This window comes from Pseudomonas sp. BF-R-30 (assembly GCF_019956175.1).
Taxonomy (GTDB): Bacteria; Pseudomonadota; Gammaproteobacteria; order Pseudomonadales; family Pseudomonadaceae; genus Aquipseudomonas; species Aquipseudomonas jessenii.
Genome location: NZ_JAHBDE010000011.1, coordinates 193,649 through 212,842, shown reverse-complemented (window position 1 = coordinate 212,842; position 19,194 = coordinate 193,649). Strand labels below are relative to the sequence as shown.

Annotated in this window: 16 protein-coding genes and 1 riboswitch; of the genes, 6 read left to right on the top strand and 10 right to left on the bottom strand. The window is 60.9% G+C overall.

Going from position 1 to position 19,194, the window contains the following annotated elements; all coding sequences use genetic code 11:
* Positions 1–93: 93 nt before the first annotated feature.
* The 4 genes from KGB20_RS07740 to ahcY all read right to left on the bottom strand — a co-directional run bounded on the left by KGB20_RS07740 (position 94) and on the right by ahcY (position 5,606).
* A complete protein-coding gene (locus KGB20_RS07740) occupies positions 94–1,962 on the bottom strand; it encodes a DEAD/DEAH box helicase (RefSeq protein ID WP_090451898.1) in 1,869 nt (622 codons plus the stop codon).
* A gap of 222 nt (positions 1,963–2,184) precedes the next feature.
* Positions 2,185–3,000 carry a substrate-binding periplasmic protein gene (locus KGB20_RS07735; protein ID WP_154909913.1) on the bottom strand — a complete coding sequence of 272 codons (816 nt, stop codon included), beginning with the start codon at positions 2,998–3,000 and terminating at the stop codon, positions 2,185–2,187.
* Between the two features lie 192 nt (positions 3,001–3,192).
* On the bottom strand, positions 3,193–4,038 hold the full coding sequence (gene metF / locus KGB20_RS07730) for a methylenetetrahydrofolate reductase [NAD(P)H] (RefSeq protein WP_150815197.1): 846 nt from the start codon (positions 4,036–4,038) through the stop codon (positions 3,193–3,195).
* 158 nt (positions 4,039–4,196) lie between these two features.
* Positions 4,197–5,606 carry an adenosylhomocysteinase gene (gene ahcY / locus KGB20_RS07725; protein WP_090451894.1) on the bottom strand — a complete coding sequence of 470 codons (1,410 nt, stop codon included), beginning with the start codon at positions 5,604–5,606 and terminating at the stop codon, positions 4,197–4,199.
* Positions 5,607–5,629: 23 nt separating this feature from the next.
* Positions 5,630–5,732: riboswitch (S-adenosyl-L-homocysteine riboswitch) on the bottom strand.
* Between the two features lie 197 nt (positions 5,733–5,929).
* Between ahcY and KGB20_RS07720 the strand changes: the two genes are divergently transcribed.
* Together KGB20_RS07720 and KGB20_RS07715 are read left to right on the top strand one after the other, a co-directional pair.
* A complete protein-coding gene (locus KGB20_RS07720) occupies positions 5,930–6,331 on the top strand; it encodes an acyl-CoA thioesterase (RefSeq protein WP_150815196.1) in 402 nt (133 codons plus the stop codon).
* A gap of 154 nt (positions 6,332–6,485) precedes the next feature.
* Positions 6,486–7,382, top strand: coding sequence for a formate/nitrite transporter family protein (locus KGB20_RS07715; RefSeq protein ID WP_150815195.1), 897 nt, complete (start codon positions 6,486–6,488; stop codon positions 7,380–7,382).
* Between the two features lie 3 nt (positions 7,383–7,385).
* Here KGB20_RS07715 and KGB20_RS07710 read toward each other — a convergent pair whose 3' ends face one another.
* A complete protein-coding gene (locus KGB20_RS07710; protein WP_154909912.1) occupies positions 7,386–8,555 on the bottom strand; it encodes an MFS transporter in 1,170 nt (389 codons plus the stop codon).
* Positions 8,556–8,872: 317 nt separating this feature from the next.
* Between KGB20_RS07710 and KGB20_RS07705 the strand changes: the two genes are divergently transcribed.
* Both KGB20_RS07705 and KGB20_RS07700 read left to right on the top strand, forming a co-directional pair.
* Positions 8,873–9,706, top strand: coding sequence for an EamA family transporter (locus KGB20_RS07705; protein ID WP_090451887.1), 834 nt, complete (start codon positions 8,873–8,875; stop codon positions 9,704–9,706).
* Between the two features lie 31 nt (positions 9,707–9,737).
* The gene (locus KGB20_RS07700) at positions 9,738–10,121 is read left to right on the top strand and encodes an MAPEG family protein (protein ID WP_057712957.1); all 384 of its coding nucleotides are present in this window, start codon (positions 9,738–9,740) and stop codon (positions 10,119–10,121) included.
* Positions 10,122–10,263: 142 nt separating this feature from the next.
* Here the strand turns inward: KGB20_RS07700 and KGB20_RS07695 are convergent, their stop codons facing one another.
* On the bottom strand, positions 10,264–11,448 hold the full coding sequence (locus KGB20_RS07695) for a murein transglycosylase A (protein ID WP_154909911.1): 1,185 nt from the start codon (positions 11,446–11,448) through the stop codon (positions 10,264–10,266).
* Positions 11,449–11,576: 128 nt separating this feature from the next.
* On the opposite strand from KGB20_RS07695, the gene KGB20_RS07690 reads away from it, so the two are divergent.
* Positions 11,577–12,026, top strand: a complete 450-nt coding sequence (locus KGB20_RS07690) for a c-type cytochrome (protein WP_154860985.1) — start codon at positions 11,577–11,579, stop codon at positions 12,024–12,026.
* A gap of 160 nt (positions 12,027–12,186) precedes the next feature.
* Here the strand turns inward: KGB20_RS07690 and KGB20_RS07685 are convergent, their stop codons facing one another.
* The 4 genes from KGB20_RS07685 to KGB20_RS07670 all read right to left on the bottom strand — a co-directional run bounded on the left by KGB20_RS07685 (position 12,187) and on the right by KGB20_RS07670 (position 16,844).
* Positions 12,187–12,582 (bottom strand): DUF1090 domain-containing protein, encoded by a 396-nt coding sequence (locus KGB20_RS07685; protein ID WP_057712960.1) that lies wholly within the window; start codon positions 12,580–12,582, stop codon positions 12,187–12,189.
* Positions 12,583–12,678: 96 nt separating this feature from the next.
* A complete protein-coding gene (ligB, locus tag KGB20_RS07680) occupies positions 12,679–14,358 on the bottom strand; it encodes an NAD-dependent DNA ligase LigB (protein WP_154860986.1) in 1,680 nt (559 codons plus the stop codon).
* Positions 14,359–14,639: 281 nt separating this feature from the next.
* Positions 14,640–15,830 (bottom strand): methionine adenosyltransferase, encoded by a 1,191-nt coding sequence (metK, locus tag KGB20_RS07675; RefSeq protein ID WP_008050251.1) that lies wholly within the window; start codon positions 15,828–15,830, stop codon positions 14,640–14,642.
* Positions 15,831–15,848: 18 nt separating this feature from the next.
* The gene (locus KGB20_RS07670) at positions 15,849–16,844 is read right to left on the bottom strand and encodes an ArsR/SmtB family transcription factor (RefSeq protein ID WP_057712962.1); all 996 of its coding nucleotides are present in this window, start codon (positions 16,842–16,844) and stop codon (positions 15,849–15,851) included.
* 261 nt (positions 16,845–17,105) lie between these two features.
* Here KGB20_RS07670 and tkt point away from each other — a divergent pair, with 261 nt between their 5' ends.
* A complete protein-coding gene (gene tkt / locus KGB20_RS07665) occupies positions 17,106–19,103 on the top strand; it encodes a transketolase (RefSeq protein WP_057712963.1) in 1,998 nt (665 codons plus the stop codon).
* The last annotated feature ends 91 nt before the right edge of the window (positions 19,104–19,194 follow it).

The window sequence follows — 19,194 nt, the reverse complement described above, 5'->3', positions numbered from 1 at the left end:
ATCGCGAGCAAGCTCGCTCCCACAGGTTTTTGCACTGATCAAAAAAATGCCCCGGCTCTTTCGAACCGGGGCATTTTTCATTGCAGCGATAACTCAGCGATTGCGGGTCAGCAGCGCTGGTTTCTCACCACGAGGACGGCTTGGCAGTTGATCCAGCTGCTCAGGTGTCGGGAAGCGATCCGCTTTCGACTCCTTGTGCATGATCTTCGGCGCCGGGCCACGCGGGTTCTGCACGGCAGGTTCCGAACGTGGCTGGTCGTCACGGGCCGGACGGCGATTGCGCGAATCTTCGCGACGGGCCTGGCCGTCGCGCGGTGCGCCACTGCGAGGGCCGTTACGCTTGGCTGGCGGAGTGCCGGTGCTGGCGCCATCGCTGTTGCGGGGACCGTTCTGGCGACCTTGTGGCTTGCCGGAACGTGGAGCGCCCGAACCCGCCGCGGTGCCTTGTGCCGGAGCACCCGGGCGACGGCCACGGCCTTGCGCGGGCTTCTGCTGCGGCACGTAGTCGACACGGTTGCCGAAGTTATCGATATCGTCGTCCAGGAACTCGTCCGGGGCGCGGTCAGCGGCGGCACGAGGAGGCTGCGACGGACGCTGTTCGCGAGCCGGAGTGCCTTCACGTGGTTTCTGCTGACGGGCCGGGCGCTCGCCGCGTTCGCCGGCCGGTTTTTCCTTGCCCTTGTCCTTGCCTTTGTCCTTGCGACCACCGCCGCCACCGCTGCCGTTCGGACCGTCGCCGCGCGGGCCACGTGGATTGCGCGGGTTGCGCATGTCCGGACGCTCGCGCACTTCAGGCTTTTCCGCCTCGATGGTGCTTGCATCGAAGCCCATCAGGTCGCCGTCGGCGATTTTCTGCTTGGTCATGCGTTCGATGCTTTTCAGCAGTTTTTCTTCGTCCGGGGCTACCAGCGAAATCGCCTCGCCCGAACGACCGGCACGGCCGGTACGGCCGATACGGTGTACGTAGTCTTCATCGACATTCGGCAGTTCGAAGTTGACCACATGTGGCAACTGGTCGATGTCCAGGCCGCGGGCGGCGATGTCGGTGGCCACCAGGATGCGCACAGTGCCGGCCTTGAAGTCGGCCAGGGCTTTGGTGCGGGCGTTCTGGCTCTTGTTGCCGTGGATCGCGACGGCGCTCAGGCCGTGCTTGTCCAGGTACTCGGCCAGGCGGTTGGCGCCGTGCTTGGTGCGGGTGAACACCAGTACCTGTTCCCAGGCGCCAGCGGTGATCAGGTGGGCCAGCAGAGCGCGCTTGTGGCTGGCCGGCAGGCGGAATACGCGCTGTTCGATACGCTCGACCGTGGTGTTTGGCGGCGTGACTTCGATGCGTTCCGGGTTGTGCAGCAGCTTGCCGGCGAGGTCGGTGATGTCCTTGGAGAAGGTCGCCGAGAACAGCAGGTTCTGGCGTTTGGCCGGCAGACGGGCCAGGACCTTTTTCACGTCATGGACGAAGCCCATGTCGAGCATGCGGTCGGCTTCGTCCAACACGAGGATTTCCACGTGGGACAGATCGACGCTGCCTTGGCCGGCCAGGTCGAGCAGGCGGCCAGGGCAGGCCACCAGCACGTCTACGCCGCGGGACATGGCCTGAACCTGCGGGTTCATGCCGACACCGCCGAAGATGCAGGCGCTGACGAACTTCAGGTCACGGGCATAGACCTTGAAGCTTTCATGCACTTGCGCGGCGAGTTCGCGAGTCGGGGTCAGGACCAGTACGCGCGGTTGGCGCGGGCCGTGACGCTGGGACTTGTCCGGATGACCGTTGGGGAACAACCGCTCCAGGATCGGAAGGGCGAAACCGCCGGTTTTACCAGTACCTGTCTGTGCCGCGACCATCAGGTCGCGACCTTGCAACACGGCGGGAATGGCCCGCTGTTGCACCGGAGTAGGCTCGGTATAGCCCGCCGCCTCGATGGCGCGGACTAAAGCCTCGGAGAGACCGAGGGAAGCAAAGGACATGAGTAATCCTGTTCTAGTTAGGGCTTGGCCCAATGGGAGTCTTGCCTGGCGCGAATGGCGTTTAAGAGGACGCAATCCCGTCCGGTCCTGCTGGGTTTCGAAGGCTCGTCTGCAAGCGCTCGCGCGGGCTGAAAGCTGCGCAGTAGCGGGGTTGAGATGCCTTTAACGATTCCGAGCGTCCGGGCGTGAGCCTGGCGGGAAGGCCGGAGTATAACAGAGCTATCACTGCGCGCCGCTTTCCTGCTGCTCAACGGTTTTTTCCGTGGCGGCCGTGGCCTTTTCAGACTTCACGCTGGCTGCCGGTTCCGCGCCGTAGCGGGCGCTCAGTTCAGCGTAGGCGGGCTCGCGCTTGAAACGCTTGAGTTCGGCGCCGAAACGCTGCACCAGCAGATCCATGCCCGCATTGCGCCGCACCGCGAGAAACTGGCTTTGCTGGCTGATGACCGTGGGGTTTTCGGTGATCTTGTCGCGGATGCCCAGTTCGTCGAGCAAATGCTGACCGACCCGGCGGTCGGTGATCAGCAGGTCAATTCGCCCGCGTACCAGTTTGCCGAAGTTGGCTTCATGGGTGGGGGCCGGCTCGCGGGTGAACAGCGTCGAATCGCTGAAGTCCTTGCTGTACAGGTAACCCGGCGAGGTGCCGATGGTCAGGCCGCGCAAGTCTTCGAGGCTGCGAAACGGGTGGGGCCGGTCATTGGCGTAGAACATCACGAACTGGACTTCCGAGAGCGGTTCGCTGGGGTAGAGCAGCGTCGCTTCGCGTTCGTCGCTGTGAAAGATGTCCAGGGCGCCGTCGGCCTGGCCTGTTTCAAGCATCGACAAGCAGCGTTTCCATGGCAGGAATTGCCACTCCACTTCAATGCCCAGGCGCTTGAAGACAATGGCGGTGGTTTCGTAGTCCAGGCCCAGGGATTTGCCGTTGTCTTCGTACACATAGGGCGCCCATGGCTCCGTGACAATGCGCAGCTTCTCGCCCCGGGCGGCGAAGCTCAGGCAAGTGAAGACAAGCACGGCGATAAACTGCGTGATCAAAGGCATAGGCTGAGATTACGACGAGAAACCGGAAAGAGCCAGAAACTGACCGCAGATGCTCTAACTCCGTGGATTGCCGCACATTAATAGTGCGTTGAAAGCAAAAGATCGCAGCCTGCGACAGCGCCTACGGGATTTGACATTCCGTTGTAGGCGCTGCCGCAGGCTGCGATCTTTTAATCGTGCTTCGACGACTTTTTAACGCGGCAACTTCAGGTTGTTCCACACCGCCAGGCTCGCTTCAGCCTGGTTCAGGGTGTAGAAGTGCAGCCCTGGAGCGCCACCCTGCAGCAGTTGTTCGCACATCTCGGTGATGACCTGTTCGCCAAAGCGCTGAATGCTCTGGGTGTCGTCGCCATAGGCTTCCAGTTGCTTGCGGATCCAGCGCGGGATTTCCGCACCGCAGGCATCGGAGAAGCGCGCCAGCTTGCTGTAGTTGGTGATCGGCATGATGCCCGGCACGATCGGGATGTTCACGCCCAGCGCCCGCACGCGTTCGACGAAGTAGAAATAGCAGTCGGCGTTGAAGAAGTACTGGGTGATCGCGCTGTCGGCGCCAGCGTTGGCCTTGCGCACGAAGTTGGCCACATCGTCTTCGAAATTGCGCGCTTGCGGATGCATTTCCGGGTAAGCGGCGACTTCGATGTGGAAATGATCACCGGTTTCTTCACGAATGAATTCAACCAGGTCATTGGCGTGGCGCAACTCACCGCTGGCCATGCCCATGCCCGAAGGCAGGTCACCGCGCAGGGCGACGATACGCTTGATGCCGGCAGCCTTGTACTGGGCCAGCAGGCCGCGCAGGTCGTCCTTGCTATCGCCCACACAGGACAGGTGCGGAGCGGCAGGGATTTTGACTTCGCTTTCGAGCTGCAGCACGGTGTTCAGCGTGCGATCGCGGGTCGAACCGCCGGCGCCGTAGGTGCAGGAGAAGAAATCGGGGTTGTAGATGGCCAACTGGCGAGCAGTGGCGAGCAGCTTTTCATGCCCAGCATCGGTCTTCGTAGGGAAGAACTCGAAGCTGTAGCGACGATCTTGGGACATGGTCATATCCTTGGAAACTCATAAGGCGGACGCTGGCCCCCTGTAGGAGCGAGCTTGCTCGCGAAAAACATCAAGGCAACGCGTTCATCCAGGCAACACGCGTTATCGTTGACGTCCATCACGAGCGAGCTCGCTGCTACACAGGAAAAGCCGGTCTATCAGTAGCGGTAGGCGTGCGGCTTGAACGGACCTTCAACGGTCACGCCGATGTAGTCGGCCTGGGTCTTGGTCAGTTGAGTCACTACGCCGCCGAAGCCACGGACCATTTCCAGGGCCACTTCTTCGTCGAGTTTTTTCGGCAGTACTTCAACGGTCAGGCGCTCGGCTTTCTGGGCTGGCGACAGGTCGGCGTACTTCTGGCCGAACAGGAAGATCTGGGCCAGAACCTGGTTGGCGAACGAACCGTCCATGATACGGCTCGGGTGGCCGGTGGCGTTACCCAGGTTAACCAGACGGCCTTCGGCCAGCAGGATCAGGTAGTCGTCGTTCTGTGGGTCGAAATCGCCAGCGCCGGTACGGTGGATCTTGTGAACCTGCGGCTTCACTTCTTCCCATGCCCAGTTCTTGCGCATGAAAGCGGTGTCGATTTCGTTGTCGAAGTGGCCGATGTTGCAGACAACGGCACGCTTCTTCAGGGCCTTGAGCATGTTCGAGTCGCAAACATTGACGTTACCGGTGGTGGTCACGATCAGGTCGATCTTGCCCAGCAATGCCTTGTCGATGCTTGCTTCAGTTCCGTTGTTGATACCGTCGATGAACGGCGAAACCACTTCGAAACCGTCCATGCAGGCTTGCATGGCGCAGATCGGGTCGACTTCGGAAACCTTGACGATCATGCCTTCCTGACGCAGGGACTGGGCCGAACCCTTGCCCACGTCGCCGTAGCCGATGACCAGCGCTTGCTTGCCGGACAGCAGGTGGTCGGTGCCGCGCTTGATCGCATCGTTCAGGCTGTGACGGCAGCCGTACTTGTTGTCGTTCTTGCTCTTGGTCACGGAGTCGTTGACGTTGATGGCCGGGATTTTCAGCTCGCCCTTGGCCAGCATGTCCAGCAGGCGGTGAACGCCGGTGGTGGTTTCTTCGGTCACGCCGTGGACGCGGTCCAGAACCTGTGGGTACTTCTTGTGCAGCAGCTCGGTCAGGTCACCGCCGTCGTCGAGGATCATGTTGGCATCCCAAGGCGCGCCATCTTTGAGGATGGTCTGCTCCAGGCACCACTCGTACTCTTGTTCGGTTTCACCTTTCCAGGCGAAAACCGGGATGCCGGCAGCGGCGATGGCAGCAGCAGCCTGGTCCTGAGTCGAGAAAATGTTGCAGGACGACCAGCGTACTTCGGCACCCAGGGCAACCAGGGTTTCAATCAGCACGGCAGTCTGAATGGTCATGTGGATGCAGCCGAGGATCTTCGCGCCCTTGAGCGGTTGCTCGGCGGAATACTTGTTGCGCAGACCCATCAGGGCTGGCATTTCGGATTCGGCGATGATGGTTTCGCGACGGCCCCAGGCAGCCAGGGACATGTCGGCAACTTTGTAATCGTTAAAATCTGCAGGCGTGATAACAGCGCTCATGAAGAGCCTCCATTCGTAATGTATGCGAATGGGCGCCGTTGTGCGTTTAGTGTCCAGCCAGTGAAGGCCAGGCAACGCCCCATCCGAGCCTGACAGGTCAAACCTGCTGCAGCGCCCCTCGGACAGGTGGCGGGAAACGGTAGCAATTGAAGATGACCGTTTTGAAACGGTGGCGATTATAGCGGGCTATGCCGATCTTCCAAAGCGTTTCTGTCGGTCAATGTCCGAACGGTAATCGAGACCATAGACGATGCTCAATAGAGCTCTAGGTCGGGCTCTGCCATGATGGTAGGCATCATTCGGCAAGACGCTCAGGAGTGAACATGAATTTCCACACCCGCAAATGGGTAAAACCCGAAGACCTCAACCCTAACGGCACGCTGTTCGGCGGTAGCCTGCTGCGCTGGATCGACGAAGAGGCGGCGATCTACGCCATCGTTCAGTTGGGCAACCAGCGTGTGGTCACCAAGTACATTTCAGAAATCAATTTCGTCAGCGCCTCGCGCCAGGGCGACATCATCGAACTGGGCATCACGGCGACCGAGTTCGGCCGCACTTCGATCACCCTGACGTGCGAGGTGCGCAACAAGATCACCCGCAAGAGCATCCTCACCGTTGAAAAAATGGTGTTCGTGAACCTCGGTGAAGACGGCTTGCCGGCGCCTCACGGCCGGACCGAGATCAGGTACGTCAAGGATCAGTTCAAGGACGACGCCAGCGTGTAGGAGCGAGCCTGCTCGCGATGGTCGTTAACGATAACACTGGGTACCTGACACCCAGTGGTGCTCTCAAGTCCATCGCGAGCATGCGCGCTCCTACAGAACGGAATCCCCGCTGCACAGGTCATAGCTGAATAGCCCGCCACCGGTTGCGCATCCCATGAACTCGGCACAAGACGGCAAGACCCCGAACCTTTCGGCACAAGAAGAGCACGAAGTCGAAAAGAGCCAGCCACCCCGTGCCGCGGTGCTGCACGAGATCATCCGTACCCAGGGCGACCAGGAACTGGAGCGCAGCATTGCCGCGTTGTGGTGGTCGGCGCTTGCGGCGGGGTTGACCATGGGTCTGTCGCTGATGGGCATGGGCTTGCTCAATTCACGTCTTCCGGATGGCGAAGGATTCAAGGTGATCGCGAGTTTCGGTTATTGCGCCGGTTTCCTCGCGGTGATCCTCGCTCGTCAGCAACTGTTCACCGAAAACACCCTGACTGCGGTGTTGCCGGTAATGACCAAACCGACGCTGGCCAACTTCGGCCGGCTGCTACGGCTGTGGACGGTGGTGCTGATCGGCAACCTCTGTGGCACCTTGCTGGTGGCGTACGTGATGCTGGAACTGCCGATTTTCGACAGCAAGACCGATGTCGCCTTCCTCGATATCGGCCGCAAGGTCATGGAAAACCACGCCAGCCAGATGTTCGCCAAGGGCATCATTTCCGGATGGATGATCGCCACCATGGTCTGGATGATCCCGTCCATGGAGAGCGCCAAGATGTGGATCATCATCCTCATCACCTACCTCATGGCGCTGGGGGATTTCACCCACATCGTGGTCGGTTCGCTGGAGGTTTCGTATCTGGTATTTGCCGGCGAGTTGCCGTGGAGTGATTTCTGGCTGGTGTTCGCCGGGCCGACGCTGGCGGGGAACATCATCGGTGGCAGTTTTATTTTCGCGCTGATCAGCCATGCGCAGATTCGCAGCGAAAGCGGGCCGCCGAAAAAATCTACGGATCAGAGCGAAGCGCCCGATCCGCAGAAAATCAAAAAACCATCAAGCTGATCCTCAGCCCACCGCATCAAGCGCAGCCGCAGCGCGACGCTGGCGATAGATGAAGAACAGTGCGGTCAACACGGTCAGACCGCTGACCAGTGCACCGGTCCAGGGCAGGTCCGCCAGATCGGCGCCGCTGGCCACAACCAGCCCGCCAATCCATGCCCCGGCGGCGTTGCCGAGGTTGAAGGCGCTCTGGTTCAAGGTCGAACCCAGGTTTGGTGCCTCAAAGGCTTGATCGATGATCAGCAGTTGCAGGATCGGGCACAAGGCAAAGGCAAACGTCCCCCACAACACCAGTGTGATGGCCGCCGGGATGACCGAGTGACTGGTTTGCGTGAATGCCGCCAGTACCACCAGCACCGCCAGCGCCATGCCCACCAGTGAAGGCAGCAAGCGGCTGTCCGCCAGGCGACCACCGAGCATGCTGCCGGCGGTCAAGCCCACACCGAACAACAGCAGCATGATGGTGACGCCGTGGGGGCTGACACCGGTGATGTCCTGCAGGATCGGCGCAATGTAAGTGAACACACTGAACAGGCTGGTCGAGGCCAGTACACTCATGCCCAGGGCCAGCAGTACGTTGGCCTTGCCCAGTACCTTGAACTCGCTGGCCAGGTTGGCTTTATCCATCGCGATGTTTTTCGGCAGCCAGACCCATTGCGCAATCGCCGCCAGCACCCCGATCACCGACACAGCCCAGAAGGTCGAGCGCCAGCCTGCGTATTGCCCGAGTGCGGTACCCAGTGGCACACCGAGCACGTTGGCCAGGGTCAGGCCGGTGAACATCATGGCAATCGCCTGAGCCCTTTTGTTGGGGGCCACCAGCCCGGCGGCCACCACCGAACCAATGCCGAAAAATGCGCCGTGGCACAGTGCCGTGATCACGCGCGCGGCCATCAGCGTGGCGTAGTTTGGCGCCAGCGCGCAGAGCATGTTGCCGAGGATGAACATCAGCGTCATGCCCAACAACGTGGCCTTGCGCGGCATGTTGGCGGTGCCGACCGCGAGGATCGGTGCACCGAATACCACGCCCAGGGCGTAGCCGGTGATCAGTAATCCGGCGTCGGGAATGCTCACGCCGAGGTCGCGGGCGACATCGGGCAAAAGACCCATGATGACGAATTCGGTGGTGCCGATGCCGAAGGCGGCAACGGCGAGGGCAAGCAAAGCGAGTGGCATGCGCAAGGTCTCTGTCGGTAGTCTTGACGCTGTGATCAGGCATACGCAGGCCGACGACCGTTCTCGACGAGAGCGGGCCGGGCAGGATTTTTATTGGAATTAGTGTGTGCGCAACTGAGTGCGGCGTGGTCGCTTGCAGTATAAACAGACAGTGAAATATGGCGAATCAATTCTCTACCCGGCCCCTGTAGGAGCGAGCTTGCTCGCGATGGACGTGAACGATGACGGGTGCTCTCTGATTGAGCGCGTTGTCCTCACGTTTTTCGCGAGCAAGCTCGCTCCTACAGGGATTGTGGAGACAACAAAAGGAGTAGGCCGTGCTTGCGACGGCGTTGGTGTTGGTGGCGGCGCTGTTGCATGCGGCGTGGAATACCCTGATCAAGTTCAGTGCGGAGCGGCTGTTGGTGGTGGCCTGCATGGACAGCGTGGCGCTGCTCTTTGTCGTGCTGATGCTGCCGTTCCTGAGCATGCCGCCACTGGAGATCTGGCCGTGGATCCTGGCGTCGGCGGCGTTCGAGTTGCTCTATCGCTATTTGCTGATACAGGCCTATCGGGTCGGCGACCTCGGGCTGGTCTATCCATTGATGCGCGGCCTGTCACCGTTGGTGGTGCTGGCGCTGACGCTGATCTTTGCCGGGGAAGTGCTGACCCATCAGCAGATTTTCGGAATCCTGCTGATCCCGTTCGGCATGCTGTGCCTGCTCTGGCAGGGCGGTGGCGGTGCGCGTTTGCCCTGGTCGATGTTACCGGTGGTGGCGCTGATCGGCCTGTGCATCGGTTGCTACACCTACATTGACGGGCAGGCATTGCGGCGCTGGTCCCATCCACTGGACTATCTGGTCTGGGTCACCTTGCTCAGTGCCTGGCCGTTTCCGCTGTTGGCGTTGGTGCGCAAACGACCCGCGTTCATGTTGTTCTGGCGCGAGCAGTGGCGACTGGGCCTGGCCGTCGGGTTCTGCGTGCTGTTCAGCTACGCTCTGGTGCTGTGGGCGATGCAGCTGGGCTCGATTGCAGAAGCGGCGGCGTTGCGCGAGATCAGCGTAATTCTGGTGGTGCTGTTTGGCATGCGTTACCTGAAGGAGCCTTTTGGCGGGCCGCGCCTCTTGGCCTGTGGGCTGGTGCTGATCGGTATATTGGTCATGAAATTTTGACTGTTCTGAAACGTGAAGAAGGGACTGCTTTATGACGGTTGCTCTGTGGTGCATTTTGATCGCGATTTTCCTGCCGTATGTGTGTGTGGGCGTGGCCAAGATCAGCGGCGGGTTCAGGTTGAGAGACAACCATGATCCCCGGGACTTTCTCGATTCGCTGGAAGGCTTGGGCAGGCGCGCGAATGCGGCGCAACTGAACAGCTTTGAAGTGACCCCGGCGTTCGCTGCGGCGGTGATCGTGGCGCATCTGGCCGGCAATGCCGAACTGGTGACGATCAATGTGCTGGCCGTGCTGTTCATTACCAGCCGGCTGCTCTACATCATTTGCTATCTGGCGGACTGGGCGACGCTGCGGTCGTTGATGTGGTTCGTGGGGATGGGGTTGATCGTGAGTTTCTTTGTGGTGTCAGCCTGAGTCTTCATCGCCTGTGAGGACCTCTTCGCGAGCAAGCCCGCTCCCACATTTGATCCTCAGTGGACACAGATTCTGTGTTCGATGGTGATCTCATGTGGGAGCGGGCTTGCTCGCGAAAGCTATCTAACAGGCGAAGCAGCATTTAAGGGGTGGTCTTCTGCGCATCCGCCACCTGCGGCACTTGCGGCAACGTCGCGCCTTTGGGCCAGAGCATCCAGATCTGCCCCTGCTGTTTCATGTCCCCGGCCAGTTGCCCGGCCGCATCCCCGGTGCCCCAGAACAGATCCGCCCGAACCTCGCCGGCAATGGCGCCGCCGGTGTCCTGTGCTGCAACGGGGCGAACCAGGGCCGTGCCGTCCGGTCTGGTGGTGGACAGCCACAACAGGCTGCCCAGCGGAATCACCTTGCGATCCACTGCCGCGCTGTAACCGGCGGTCAACGGTACGTTCAGCGAGCCGCGCGGACCTTCGTTGCTGTCCGGGTTGCGGGTGAAGAACACATAGCTGGGGTTGCTGCCGAGCAGTTCGGGAATCCGCGATGGATTGGCCTTGGCCCAGGTGCTGATGGCGCCCATGGTCACGTCTTCTTTTTTCAGTTCGCCCTGTTCCACCAGCCAGCGACCGATCGGTCGATACGGGTGGCCGTTCTGATCGGCGTAGGCAATGCGCAACTGGCGACCATTGTCGAGCTGGATACGACCCGAACCCTGGATTTGCAGGAACTGCAGGTTCATCGGATCGGTCAGCCAGGCCACGACCGGCGCATTGACCCCTTTGCTTTCGATGGCTGCCGCATCGTCGTATGGCTTGAGCACGCGACCTTCGAGTCGACCGCGCAGGCGCTTGCCCTTGAGTTCCGGGTAAATGCTGTCGAGGGCGACGATGATCATGTCCTCGGGGACGCCATAGACCGGGACATTGGCAGCGCTGGTCTGGGTCAGGCTCCCGGGATAGACCGGTTCGTAGTAGCCGGTTATCAGGCCGTTGGGGTTGTCGTTGGCGGCGCGCAGGCCATAGACATCGAGGTTCTGTTTGAGAAAACCGCGAATGTCGCTGGCGGTTTGCGGCACGTTGACAGCCGCTGCGCAGATGCCACCCCAGACCGGATCGGTCTTGAGTCGGGTACAGGCGCTGCGCCAGGAACCGAAACCGGCGACCAGGTCGCTGTCGGACACCGCCGGCAGCGCTTCCCATGTGGCGCTGGAGTAGGTGGCCAGGGCGTGGGTTTTCGGTTGTTGGTTGTCGCCACCGGTGCAGCCTGCGAGCAGGGCCACCATCGGCAGGGTCCAGGCCAGGCGGTGACGCCACGCGTTGAAACGGCTGTTCATGGAGTGATTCCTTTGCCGGTTGCCTGAGCGCTCCATGCGTTCAAGCAACCCTTGTTGATAATAGGGCTATTGGTCTTTGCCGATGACGCGAGGATACTGGCCGCCGTTTCCCGTGACCTGAAGCCACCATGACTCTTAAAAGACTTTCTGTTGTATTGCTGGCCTGCCTGACGCTGTCCGCTTGTGGCGGTATCGACCCCAACTCGCCGCTCGGCCAGCGCAAGGCCATTTTCAAGCAGATGCTCAAGACTGGCGAAGACCTGGGCGGCATGTTGCGTGGGCGCATTGCCTTCGATGGCCCGAAGTTCGCCGAAGGTGCGGTGAAACTCGATGCGTTGTCCCGTGAGCCGTGGCAGCATTTTCCGCAAGTGCGCGAGGAGGATCACACCAGCGCCAAGAGCGATGTCTGGGAGCAACAGACACGCTTTCAGGCAATGGCCCGCGACCTTGAAAGCGCCACCGGTGAATTGGTGATCGCCAGCCAGGTCCAACCCTACAAGGCCAGCAACCTGGGGCCGGCGGTACAGAAAGTCGAAGATGCTTGCAGTGGGTGTCATAAGGCGTTTCGGGATCATTGATTGGCGTTGCCCGGACTGACGTCTTCGCGAGCAAGCCCGCTCCCACAGGGGATTTGTGGTGTGGCACAAAAAGTGTTCACAACACCGATCCCCTGTGGGAGCGGGCTTGCTCGCGAAGGCTGCTTCGGCAACACCGAAGATCTCTGTTCGTTACCAGTGATTACTTATCCAGTTCATCCAATGCGTTCTGCAATTCCTTGCGGGCATCGGCGAGTTTGTCTTTGCGCTTGTTGATCTTGTCGGGATCGCCTTTGCTCATGGCCTTGTCGAGGTCTGCCTGACGCTTGCTGACTTCGTGCTTGGCGTCGAGCACCTTGTTTTCCCGTTCCTTCTTCAGCGAGGCGTCGGTGCAGTTCGCTTCGACTTCGCTCAAGGCCTTTTCCAGGCCTGCCTGCTGGTCGGCGTTGCCGTGGACCTTGGCCAATTCGATCTGGTTGACGATGCCTTGCTTCTTGGCGGCGCAACCGGTCAGCCCCGGCGCTTCCTCGTCCGCCATCAACGGGGTGGCCAGCACGCTGCAAAGGGTCAACAGGGCGAGCGGTGAAAGAAATTTCATAAAAGCTCCATGTAGGAAAGCAAGCAGACCACTGTGGCAATGGCTTGTTGGAGCCCAGCGGTCCCTTGGGGTTCCCGGTGGGCGCAGGGCCGGCAGCTAAAAGCCGTCAATCCCCGCATCACGTAACGTTTCACTCAAGCCCAGTACCTGCGGATCGCGGAAAAAAGCGCTCAGTTGCGCCGCGCGCCCTGGCCCGATATCGGCCTCGGCCCGCCATTGTTCGATGTCTCGCTGCGCCAGTACCAGCCATGAATCGCCGAGATGCGCCTGACCTGTCGGCGGCAATCCCAAGGCTTTCAGCCAGTGCGCGAACGGGCGTTGCCGGGCTCGGTTGAAGCTGTCCGCAAGACGAGCCGCGCTGCGCTCGCCGAAACCGTCAATGGTAGCAAGCTCTTGGGCATCGAGGGTCAACCAATCCAACAGGCCGTTCAGCCGACCTGTTGCAAGAAGTTTTTCCCAGGTGCCCGGACCCACGTTGGGCAGCGCCAGGCCTTGTTTGCTGCTGAGCCAGGTCAGGCGCGCGAGAAACTGGCTCTCACAGCCCGGAGTCGGTTGCCAGCAACTCAATGAATGAAAGTCCTCTGCCCGCGGCGCGTTCAATTCGGCGCGTTCGCTGCTGCGCAATACAACCCTATCGAGCCTGGGAATGGTCAGCCCGGCCAGGCTGATGGCGACCTGGTCACCCGGGCGGATGTCCAGCGTCTGCCAGCGTTGCAACGAACCGACGCTGACGTGCTTGATCTGCCGGTCATCGAGCTTTACCGGGGTCAGTTCAAGAACCGGAGTGATCCGCCCGGTCCGGCCGATTTTGAAGTGTACCTGGCGGACTTCGGCCAGTGCCTGGGCGAAGGGGTATTTCCAGGCGATGGCCCAGTAGGGTGACCTGGCTTGCCAGCGTTCGGCGGCTGGGCGCTGATTCTGGCGCAGGACGATGCCGTCGCTGGCAAAGGGCAAGGGGGAACGATACCAGTGCTCGCGCCAGCGTTCGGCATCAATGACGGAGGCGATGGGCTGGCTGTATGCAGTGGTACTCGGGAAGCCCAGCGCAGTCAGCGCCGCGGCACGCTCGGGTACGCTCGCCGGTCCTTGGGGCCAGTCCCAGACAAACAGGTCGATGCCGGCGGCCTGTTCGGCGCTCAAGACCTTGCGTGCCATCAGACCGGCCACCGAGCCACGAGCATTGAGGCTACCGGCCCGGGCCTGCACGTGATCGGTCAGGCGCCAATACAGTTCGCCTTGCACGATCAAGTCCCGGGCCTGAGATAGCCGTTGCGGGATGGCCGGAATCTGCCGTGCAGGAACCGTCCAGTCCTGGCCGCTTTGGCCGTCGCCGCGGCTGATTGCCTGGGCCAACAGGCCGCTGCGGTAAACCAGGGTCACCGCCACGCCATCGATTTTAGGCTGGACCCAGACGTCGACCCGGTCACGCAGCCATTTTTCCACGGCGGGCTGATCGTGCAGTTTGTCCAGGCCCGTGTGGGCGATGGGGTGGGGCAGCGTACCGCGCGCAGTGCGCAAGGGGTCTGCGGGCGGGCTCAGGTTAAAGCAGTGGCGCCATTGGGTGAGTCGCGCGCGGGACTGGTCGTAGAGTTCATCGGCGACCAGTGAGCGTCCCAGGCGGTGATAGCTGTCGTCCCAGAGGTCGATTTGTTGTTGCAGTTTGCGGACTTCGTTCCGGGCGCGTTCTGGTGGCCAGTCCGGGCACTCGGCGGCGCTGGCGGTCAGGTAGGCAAGGGTCAGTAGAGCGGCGAAAAACAGGCGCAGGTCGGGAAGCATCTTGAGCGTCCTTGCTCGGTGAGGTGCGTGAAGGCTAGGTCAGTATCAGTTGGCGCAGCGAGGGGGTGTTTTGCCGGGTATTTCTGGTAGTTGTGCTGGCCTCATCGCGAGCAAGCTCGCTCCCACAGGGAATTGCGTTTGCCCATGGATCTTTGTCACACCAAAGATCAACTGTGGGAGCGGGCTTGCTCGCGAAGGCCTCGATACGGTGTAAAGCGAATACCAATAAAAAGCCCCGCAGGGCGCGAACCGTGCGGGGCTTCGGGTGTTGCGGGGGAACCTTACAGGCCGGCAGCAGAACGCAGGGCGTCGGCGCGGTCGGTTTTTTCCCAGGTGAACGTGGTGAAGGTGTCGTCACCAACGGTCTTGGTCGCCGGGGTGCGACCGAAGTGGCCGTACGCAGCGGTTTCCTGATACATCGGGTGCAGCAGGTCGAGCATGGTGGTGATCGCGTATGGACGCAGGTCGAACACTTCGCGGACCAGTTTGACGATCTTGTCATCGCTGATCTTGCCGGTGCCGAAGGTGTTCAGCGAGATCGAAGTCGGCTGGGCAACGCCGATGGCGTAGGACACCTGAATCTCGCAACGCTCGGCCAGGCCGGCGGCAACGATGTTCTTGGCCACGTAACGACCGGCGTAGGCCGCCGAACGGTCAACCTTCGATGGATCTTTACCGGAGAACGCGCCACCGCCGTGACGGGCCATGCCGCCGTAGCTGTCGACGATGATTTTGCGACCGGTCAGACCGCAGTCACCCACTGGGCCGCCGATGATGAACTGGCCGGTCGGGTTGATGTGGAACTGGGTGTCCTTGCTCAGCAGTTCGGCAGGCAGCACGTGCTTGACGATCAGCTCCATCACGCCTTCGCGCAGGTCGTTGTACGACACTTCCGGGTTGTGCTGGGTCGACAGAACGACGGCATCGATACCGACAACCTTGCCGTTTTCGTAACGGCAGGTCACTTGCGACTTGGCGTCCGGGCGCAGCCAAGGCAGCAGGCCGGATTTACGGGCTTCGGCCTGGCGCTGTACCAGCTGGTGCGAGAAGGTGATCGGTGCAGGCATCAGCACGTCGGTTTCATTGCTGGCGTAGCCGAACATCAGGCCCTGGTCGCCGGCGCCCTGATCTTCAGGCTTGGCACGGTCGACACCCTGGTTGATGTCAGGGGACTGCTTGCCGATGATGTTCATCACGCCGCAGGTCGCGCCGTCAAAGCCGACGTCGGAGCTGGTGTAGCCGATGTTGGTGATCACGTCACGAACGATCTGCTCCAGGTCAACCCAGGCGGAAGTGGTGACTTCGCCGGCGATGATCGCCACGCCCGTTTTCACCAGAGTCTCGCACGCCACACGGGCGAACTTGTCTTCAGCAATGATGGCGTCCAGCACCGCATCAGAAATCTGGTCGGCGATTTTGTCCGGATGCCCTTCAGACACGGACTCGGAGGTGAAAAGGGAGTATTCGCTCATCTCGATGTTTTCCTGAAATTACCGATGGTGAGTGTCGCCAGCCGGTCGCTGAAAATGGCGGACCTGGATCTGGAAACCATTACGTAAGCCTACATAGAGGCTTTCCCCGGGAACGAGTCCCGCAGCGGTGGCCCAACGGGCCAGATCGTCCTGTTCAAACCCCAGCCAGAGATCACCGCAGGCCTCCTTGGCCCAACTCTGGTTGTGGCTACATAACTCTGTCACTAACAGGCTACCGCCTGGTTGCAGCAAATGGGCCATGTGCTTGAGCGCATCGGCCGGTGCGGCAAAATGGTGCAGCACCATGTTCAGTACCACGCAATCGGCCTTGAGGCTGACGCCGTTCAAAGCATCGGCCAGTTGCAGGCTAACGTTAGTCAGCTTGTCGCGTTCGCAGACCTGGCGCGCCAGTTCGAGCATCGCGCTGCTGTTATCCAGCGCCGTGACTTGCGCGAAGCGGCGCGCCAGGTCCGGCAGGAATGCGCCATCGCCGGGGCCGACTTCAATGGCCGTGGCGTCTTTGTCGAAGCTCAGCTTGTCGAGCAGGGCCACCACGCTTTCGCGGTATTGCGGCAGGCCGGCGATCAAGTCTTGCTGGGCGCGAAACTTCTCCGCAACCCTTGAGAAAAAATCCTGGCTGGCCGCCGCACGTTGCCCATGGACCTGGGTGATGCGCGACTGTACGTCGGTCGGCAGCGTCAGGTTGTCCACTTCTTCGAGCAATGCTGCGTGCAGTTTGCCGCCCAGCAGTTCGGTGTGGGGCAGCGCGCGACGGTAGAAAATCGCGTTGCCTTCGCGGCGCGTTGCCACCAGGTCGGCCTGTGCCAGTACCTTGAGGTGGTGGCTCATGCCTGACTGGCCGATGCCGAAGATCTGCGCCAGTTCCAGTACGCCGAACGAGTCATTGGCCAGTGCGCGCAAGACATTCAACCGCAGGGGATCGCCGCCAGCCTTGCACAAGGCCGCCAGCTCATCGCAATCGTCATGTTGAATGGAGGGCACGCGTAAATTCATAAGGCCGGCAGTCTAGTCACGGGTCGAAGGTATCGCAAGAGCAATATCAAAAAGTTTTGATATTGCTCGATAGATGGCACTTCTCGACGTTAGCTTTTGTCAACAATCGGACGGCGGAAAGGTTTCACCAGGCGAATACGTCGTTATCCATTGGAAAAACGCCTTCAGATGACTATCTGTCATTGCCCCGAGGCGGCCCGGTGAGGGAAAATGCTCGCCTTTTTTCCGTTTCGTTTTAATCAAGCCCCCAGGAGAACAGCGATGCCTAGCCGTCGTGAGCGTGCCAACGCCATTCGTGCCCTCAGCATGGATGCCGTGCAAAAAGCCAACAGCGGCCATCCCGGTGCCCCTATGGGTATGGCAGATATCGCCGAAGTGCTTTGGCGCGACTACCTCAAGCACAACCCGAGCAATCCTTCGTTTGCCGACCGTGACCGCTTCGTGCTGTCCAACGGCCACGGCTCGATGCTGATCTACTCGCTGCTGCACCTGACCGGCTACGACCTGTCGATCGATGACCTCAAGCAGTTCCGTCAACTGCACAGCCGCACCCCGGGCCACCCGGAACTCGGCTACACCCCGGGCGTAGAAACCACCACCGGTCCACTGGGCCAGGGCCTGGCCAACGCCGTGGGTTTTGCCCTGGCTGAAAAAGTCATGGCGGCGCAGTTCAACCGTCCTGGCCACAACATCGTCGATCACCACACCTATGTGTTCCTGGGTGATGGCTGCATGATGGAAGGCATTTCCCACGAAGTCGCTTCCCTGGCCGGTACCCTGGGCCTGGGCAAGCTGATCGCCTTCTACGATGACAACGGCATCTCCATCGATGGCGAAGTCGAAGGCTGGTTCACCGACGACACCCCGAAGCGTTTTGAGTCCTACAACTGGCAAGTGATCCGCAATGTCGATGGTCACGACCCGGAAGAGATCAAGACGGCGATCGACACTGCACGTAAAAGCGAGCAGCCAACCCTGATCTGCTGCAAGACCACCATCGGTTTCGGTTCTCCGAACAAGCAAGGCAAGGAAGATTGCCATGGCGCCCCGCTGGGTGACGCGGAAATCGCCCTGACCCGTGCGGCGCTGAAATGGAATCACGGCCCGTTCGAAATCCCGGCCGATATCTATGCCGAGTGGGACGCCAAGGAAGCCGGTCGCGCTGTTGAAGCCGAGTGGGACCAGCGTTTCTCTGCTTACTCCGCCGCGTTCCCGACTGAAGCCAATGAACTGGTGCGTCGTCTGAGCGGTGACCTGCCAGCTGACTTCAGCGAAAAAGCTTCGGCCTATATCGCCGAAGTGGCGGCCAAGGGCGAAACCATCGCCAGCCGTAAAGCCAGCCAGAACGCCCTGAATGCGTTCGGCCCGTTGCTGCCTGAGTTCCTCGGCGGTTCGGCTGACCTGGCCGGTTCCAACCTGACCCTGTGGAAAGGTTGCAAAGGTGTTACCGCCGAAGATGCCAGCGGCAACTACATGTACTACGGCGTGCGTGAATTCGGCATGACGGCGATCATGAACGGCGTGGCGCTGCACGGCGGCCTGGTGCCATACGGCGCGACCTTCCTGATGTTCATGGAATACGCGCGTAACGCGGTGCGCATGTCGGCCCTGATGAAACAGCGGGTGATCCACGTCTACACCCACGACTCCATCGGTCTGGGCGAAGACGGCCCGACTCACCAGCCAATCGAGCAACTGGCCAGCCTGCGCTGCACGCCGAACCTCGATACCTGGCGCCCAGCCGACGCCGTTGAATCGGCGGTGAGCTGGAAGTGCGCATTGGAGCGCAAGGACGGTCCTTCGGCCCTGATCTTCTCGCGTCAGAACCTGCAGCACCAAACCCGCAATGCGATTCAGATCGAAGAGATCGCGCGTGGCGGTTACGTGTTGAAGGACTGTGCGGGCGAGCCTGAGCTGATCCTGATCGCCACCGGCTCGGAAGTCGGCCTGGCCGTTCAGGCCTTCGACAAACTGACCGAGCAGGGCCGCAAGGTGCGCGTGGTTTCCATGCCGTGCACCAGCGTGTTCGATGCCCAGGACGCCGGCTACAAGCAATCGGTCCTGCCGTTGCAGGTCAGCGCCCGTATCGCTATCGAAGCTTCCCACGCGGACTACTGGTACAAGTACGTGGGCCTGGAAGGCCGCGTGATCGGCATGACCACCTACGGCGAGTCGGCGCCTGCGCCGGCCTTGTTCGAAGAGTTCGGCTTCACCCTGGAAAACATCCTGGGTCAGGCTGAAGAGCTGCTGGAAGACTGATCCAGAAGTTGCGTCATCCGGACTGCCGCCTTCGCGAGCAAGCCCGCTCCCACATTGGAATGCATTTCCCTGTGGGAGCGGGCTTGCTCGC

Excerpts from the sequence above, each read along its gene's own strand:
- KGB20_RS07740 (WP_090451898.1), bottom strand. The coding sequence starts at position 1,962 with ATGTCCTTTGCTTCCCTCGGTCTCTCCGAGGCTTTAGTCCGCGCCATC.
- KGB20_RS07735 (WP_154909913.1), bottom strand. The coding sequence starts at position 3,000 with ATGCCTTTGATCACGCAGTTTATCGCCGTGCTTGTCTTCACTTGCCTG.
- metF (WP_150815197.1), bottom strand. The coding sequence starts at position 4,038 with ATGTCCCAAGATCGTCGCTACAGCTTCGAGTTCTTCCCTACGAAGACC.
- ahcY (WP_090451894.1), bottom strand. The coding sequence starts at position 5,606 with ATGAGCGCTGTTATCACGCCTGCAGATTTTAACGATTACAAAGTTGCC.
- KGB20_RS07720 (WP_150815196.1), top strand. The coding sequence starts at position 5,930 with ATGAATTTCCACACCCGCAAATGGGTAAAACCCGAAGACCTCAACCCT.
- KGB20_RS07715 (WP_150815195.1), top strand. The coding sequence starts at position 6,486 with ATGAACTCGGCACAAGACGGCAAGACCCCGAACCTTTCGGCACAAGAA.
- KGB20_RS07710 (WP_154909912.1), bottom strand. The coding sequence starts at position 8,555 with ATGCCACTCGCTTTGCTTGCCCTCGCCGTTGCCGCCTTCGGCATCGGC.
- KGB20_RS07700 (WP_057712957.1), top strand. The coding sequence starts at position 9,738 with ATGACGGTTGCTCTGTGGTGCATTTTGATCGCGATTTTCCTGCCGTAT.
- KGB20_RS07695 (WP_154909911.1), bottom strand. The coding sequence starts at position 11,448 with ATGAACAGCCGTTTCAACGCGTGGCGTCACCGCCTGGCCTGGACCCTG.
- KGB20_RS07690 (WP_154860985.1), top strand. The coding sequence starts at position 11,577 with ATGACTCTTAAAAGACTTTCTGTTGTATTGCTGGCCTGCCTGACGCTG.
- KGB20_RS07685 (WP_057712960.1), bottom strand. The coding sequence starts at position 12,582 with ATGAAATTTCTTTCACCGCTCGCCCTGTTGACCCTTTGCAGCGTGCTG.
- ligB (WP_154860986.1), bottom strand. The coding sequence starts at position 14,358 with ATGCTTCCCGACCTGCGCCTGTTTTTCGCCGCTCTACTGACCCTTGCC.
- metK (WP_008050251.1), bottom strand. The coding sequence starts at position 15,830 with ATGAGCGAATACTCCCTTTTCACCTCCGAGTCCGTGTCTGAAGGGCAT.
- KGB20_RS07670 (WP_057712962.1), bottom strand. The coding sequence starts at position 16,844 with ATGAATTTACGCGTGCCCTCCATTCAACATGACGATTGCGATGAGCTG.
- tkt (WP_057712963.1), top strand. The coding sequence starts at position 17,106 with ATGCCTAGCCGTCGTGAGCGTGCCAACGCCATTCGTGCCCTCAGCATG.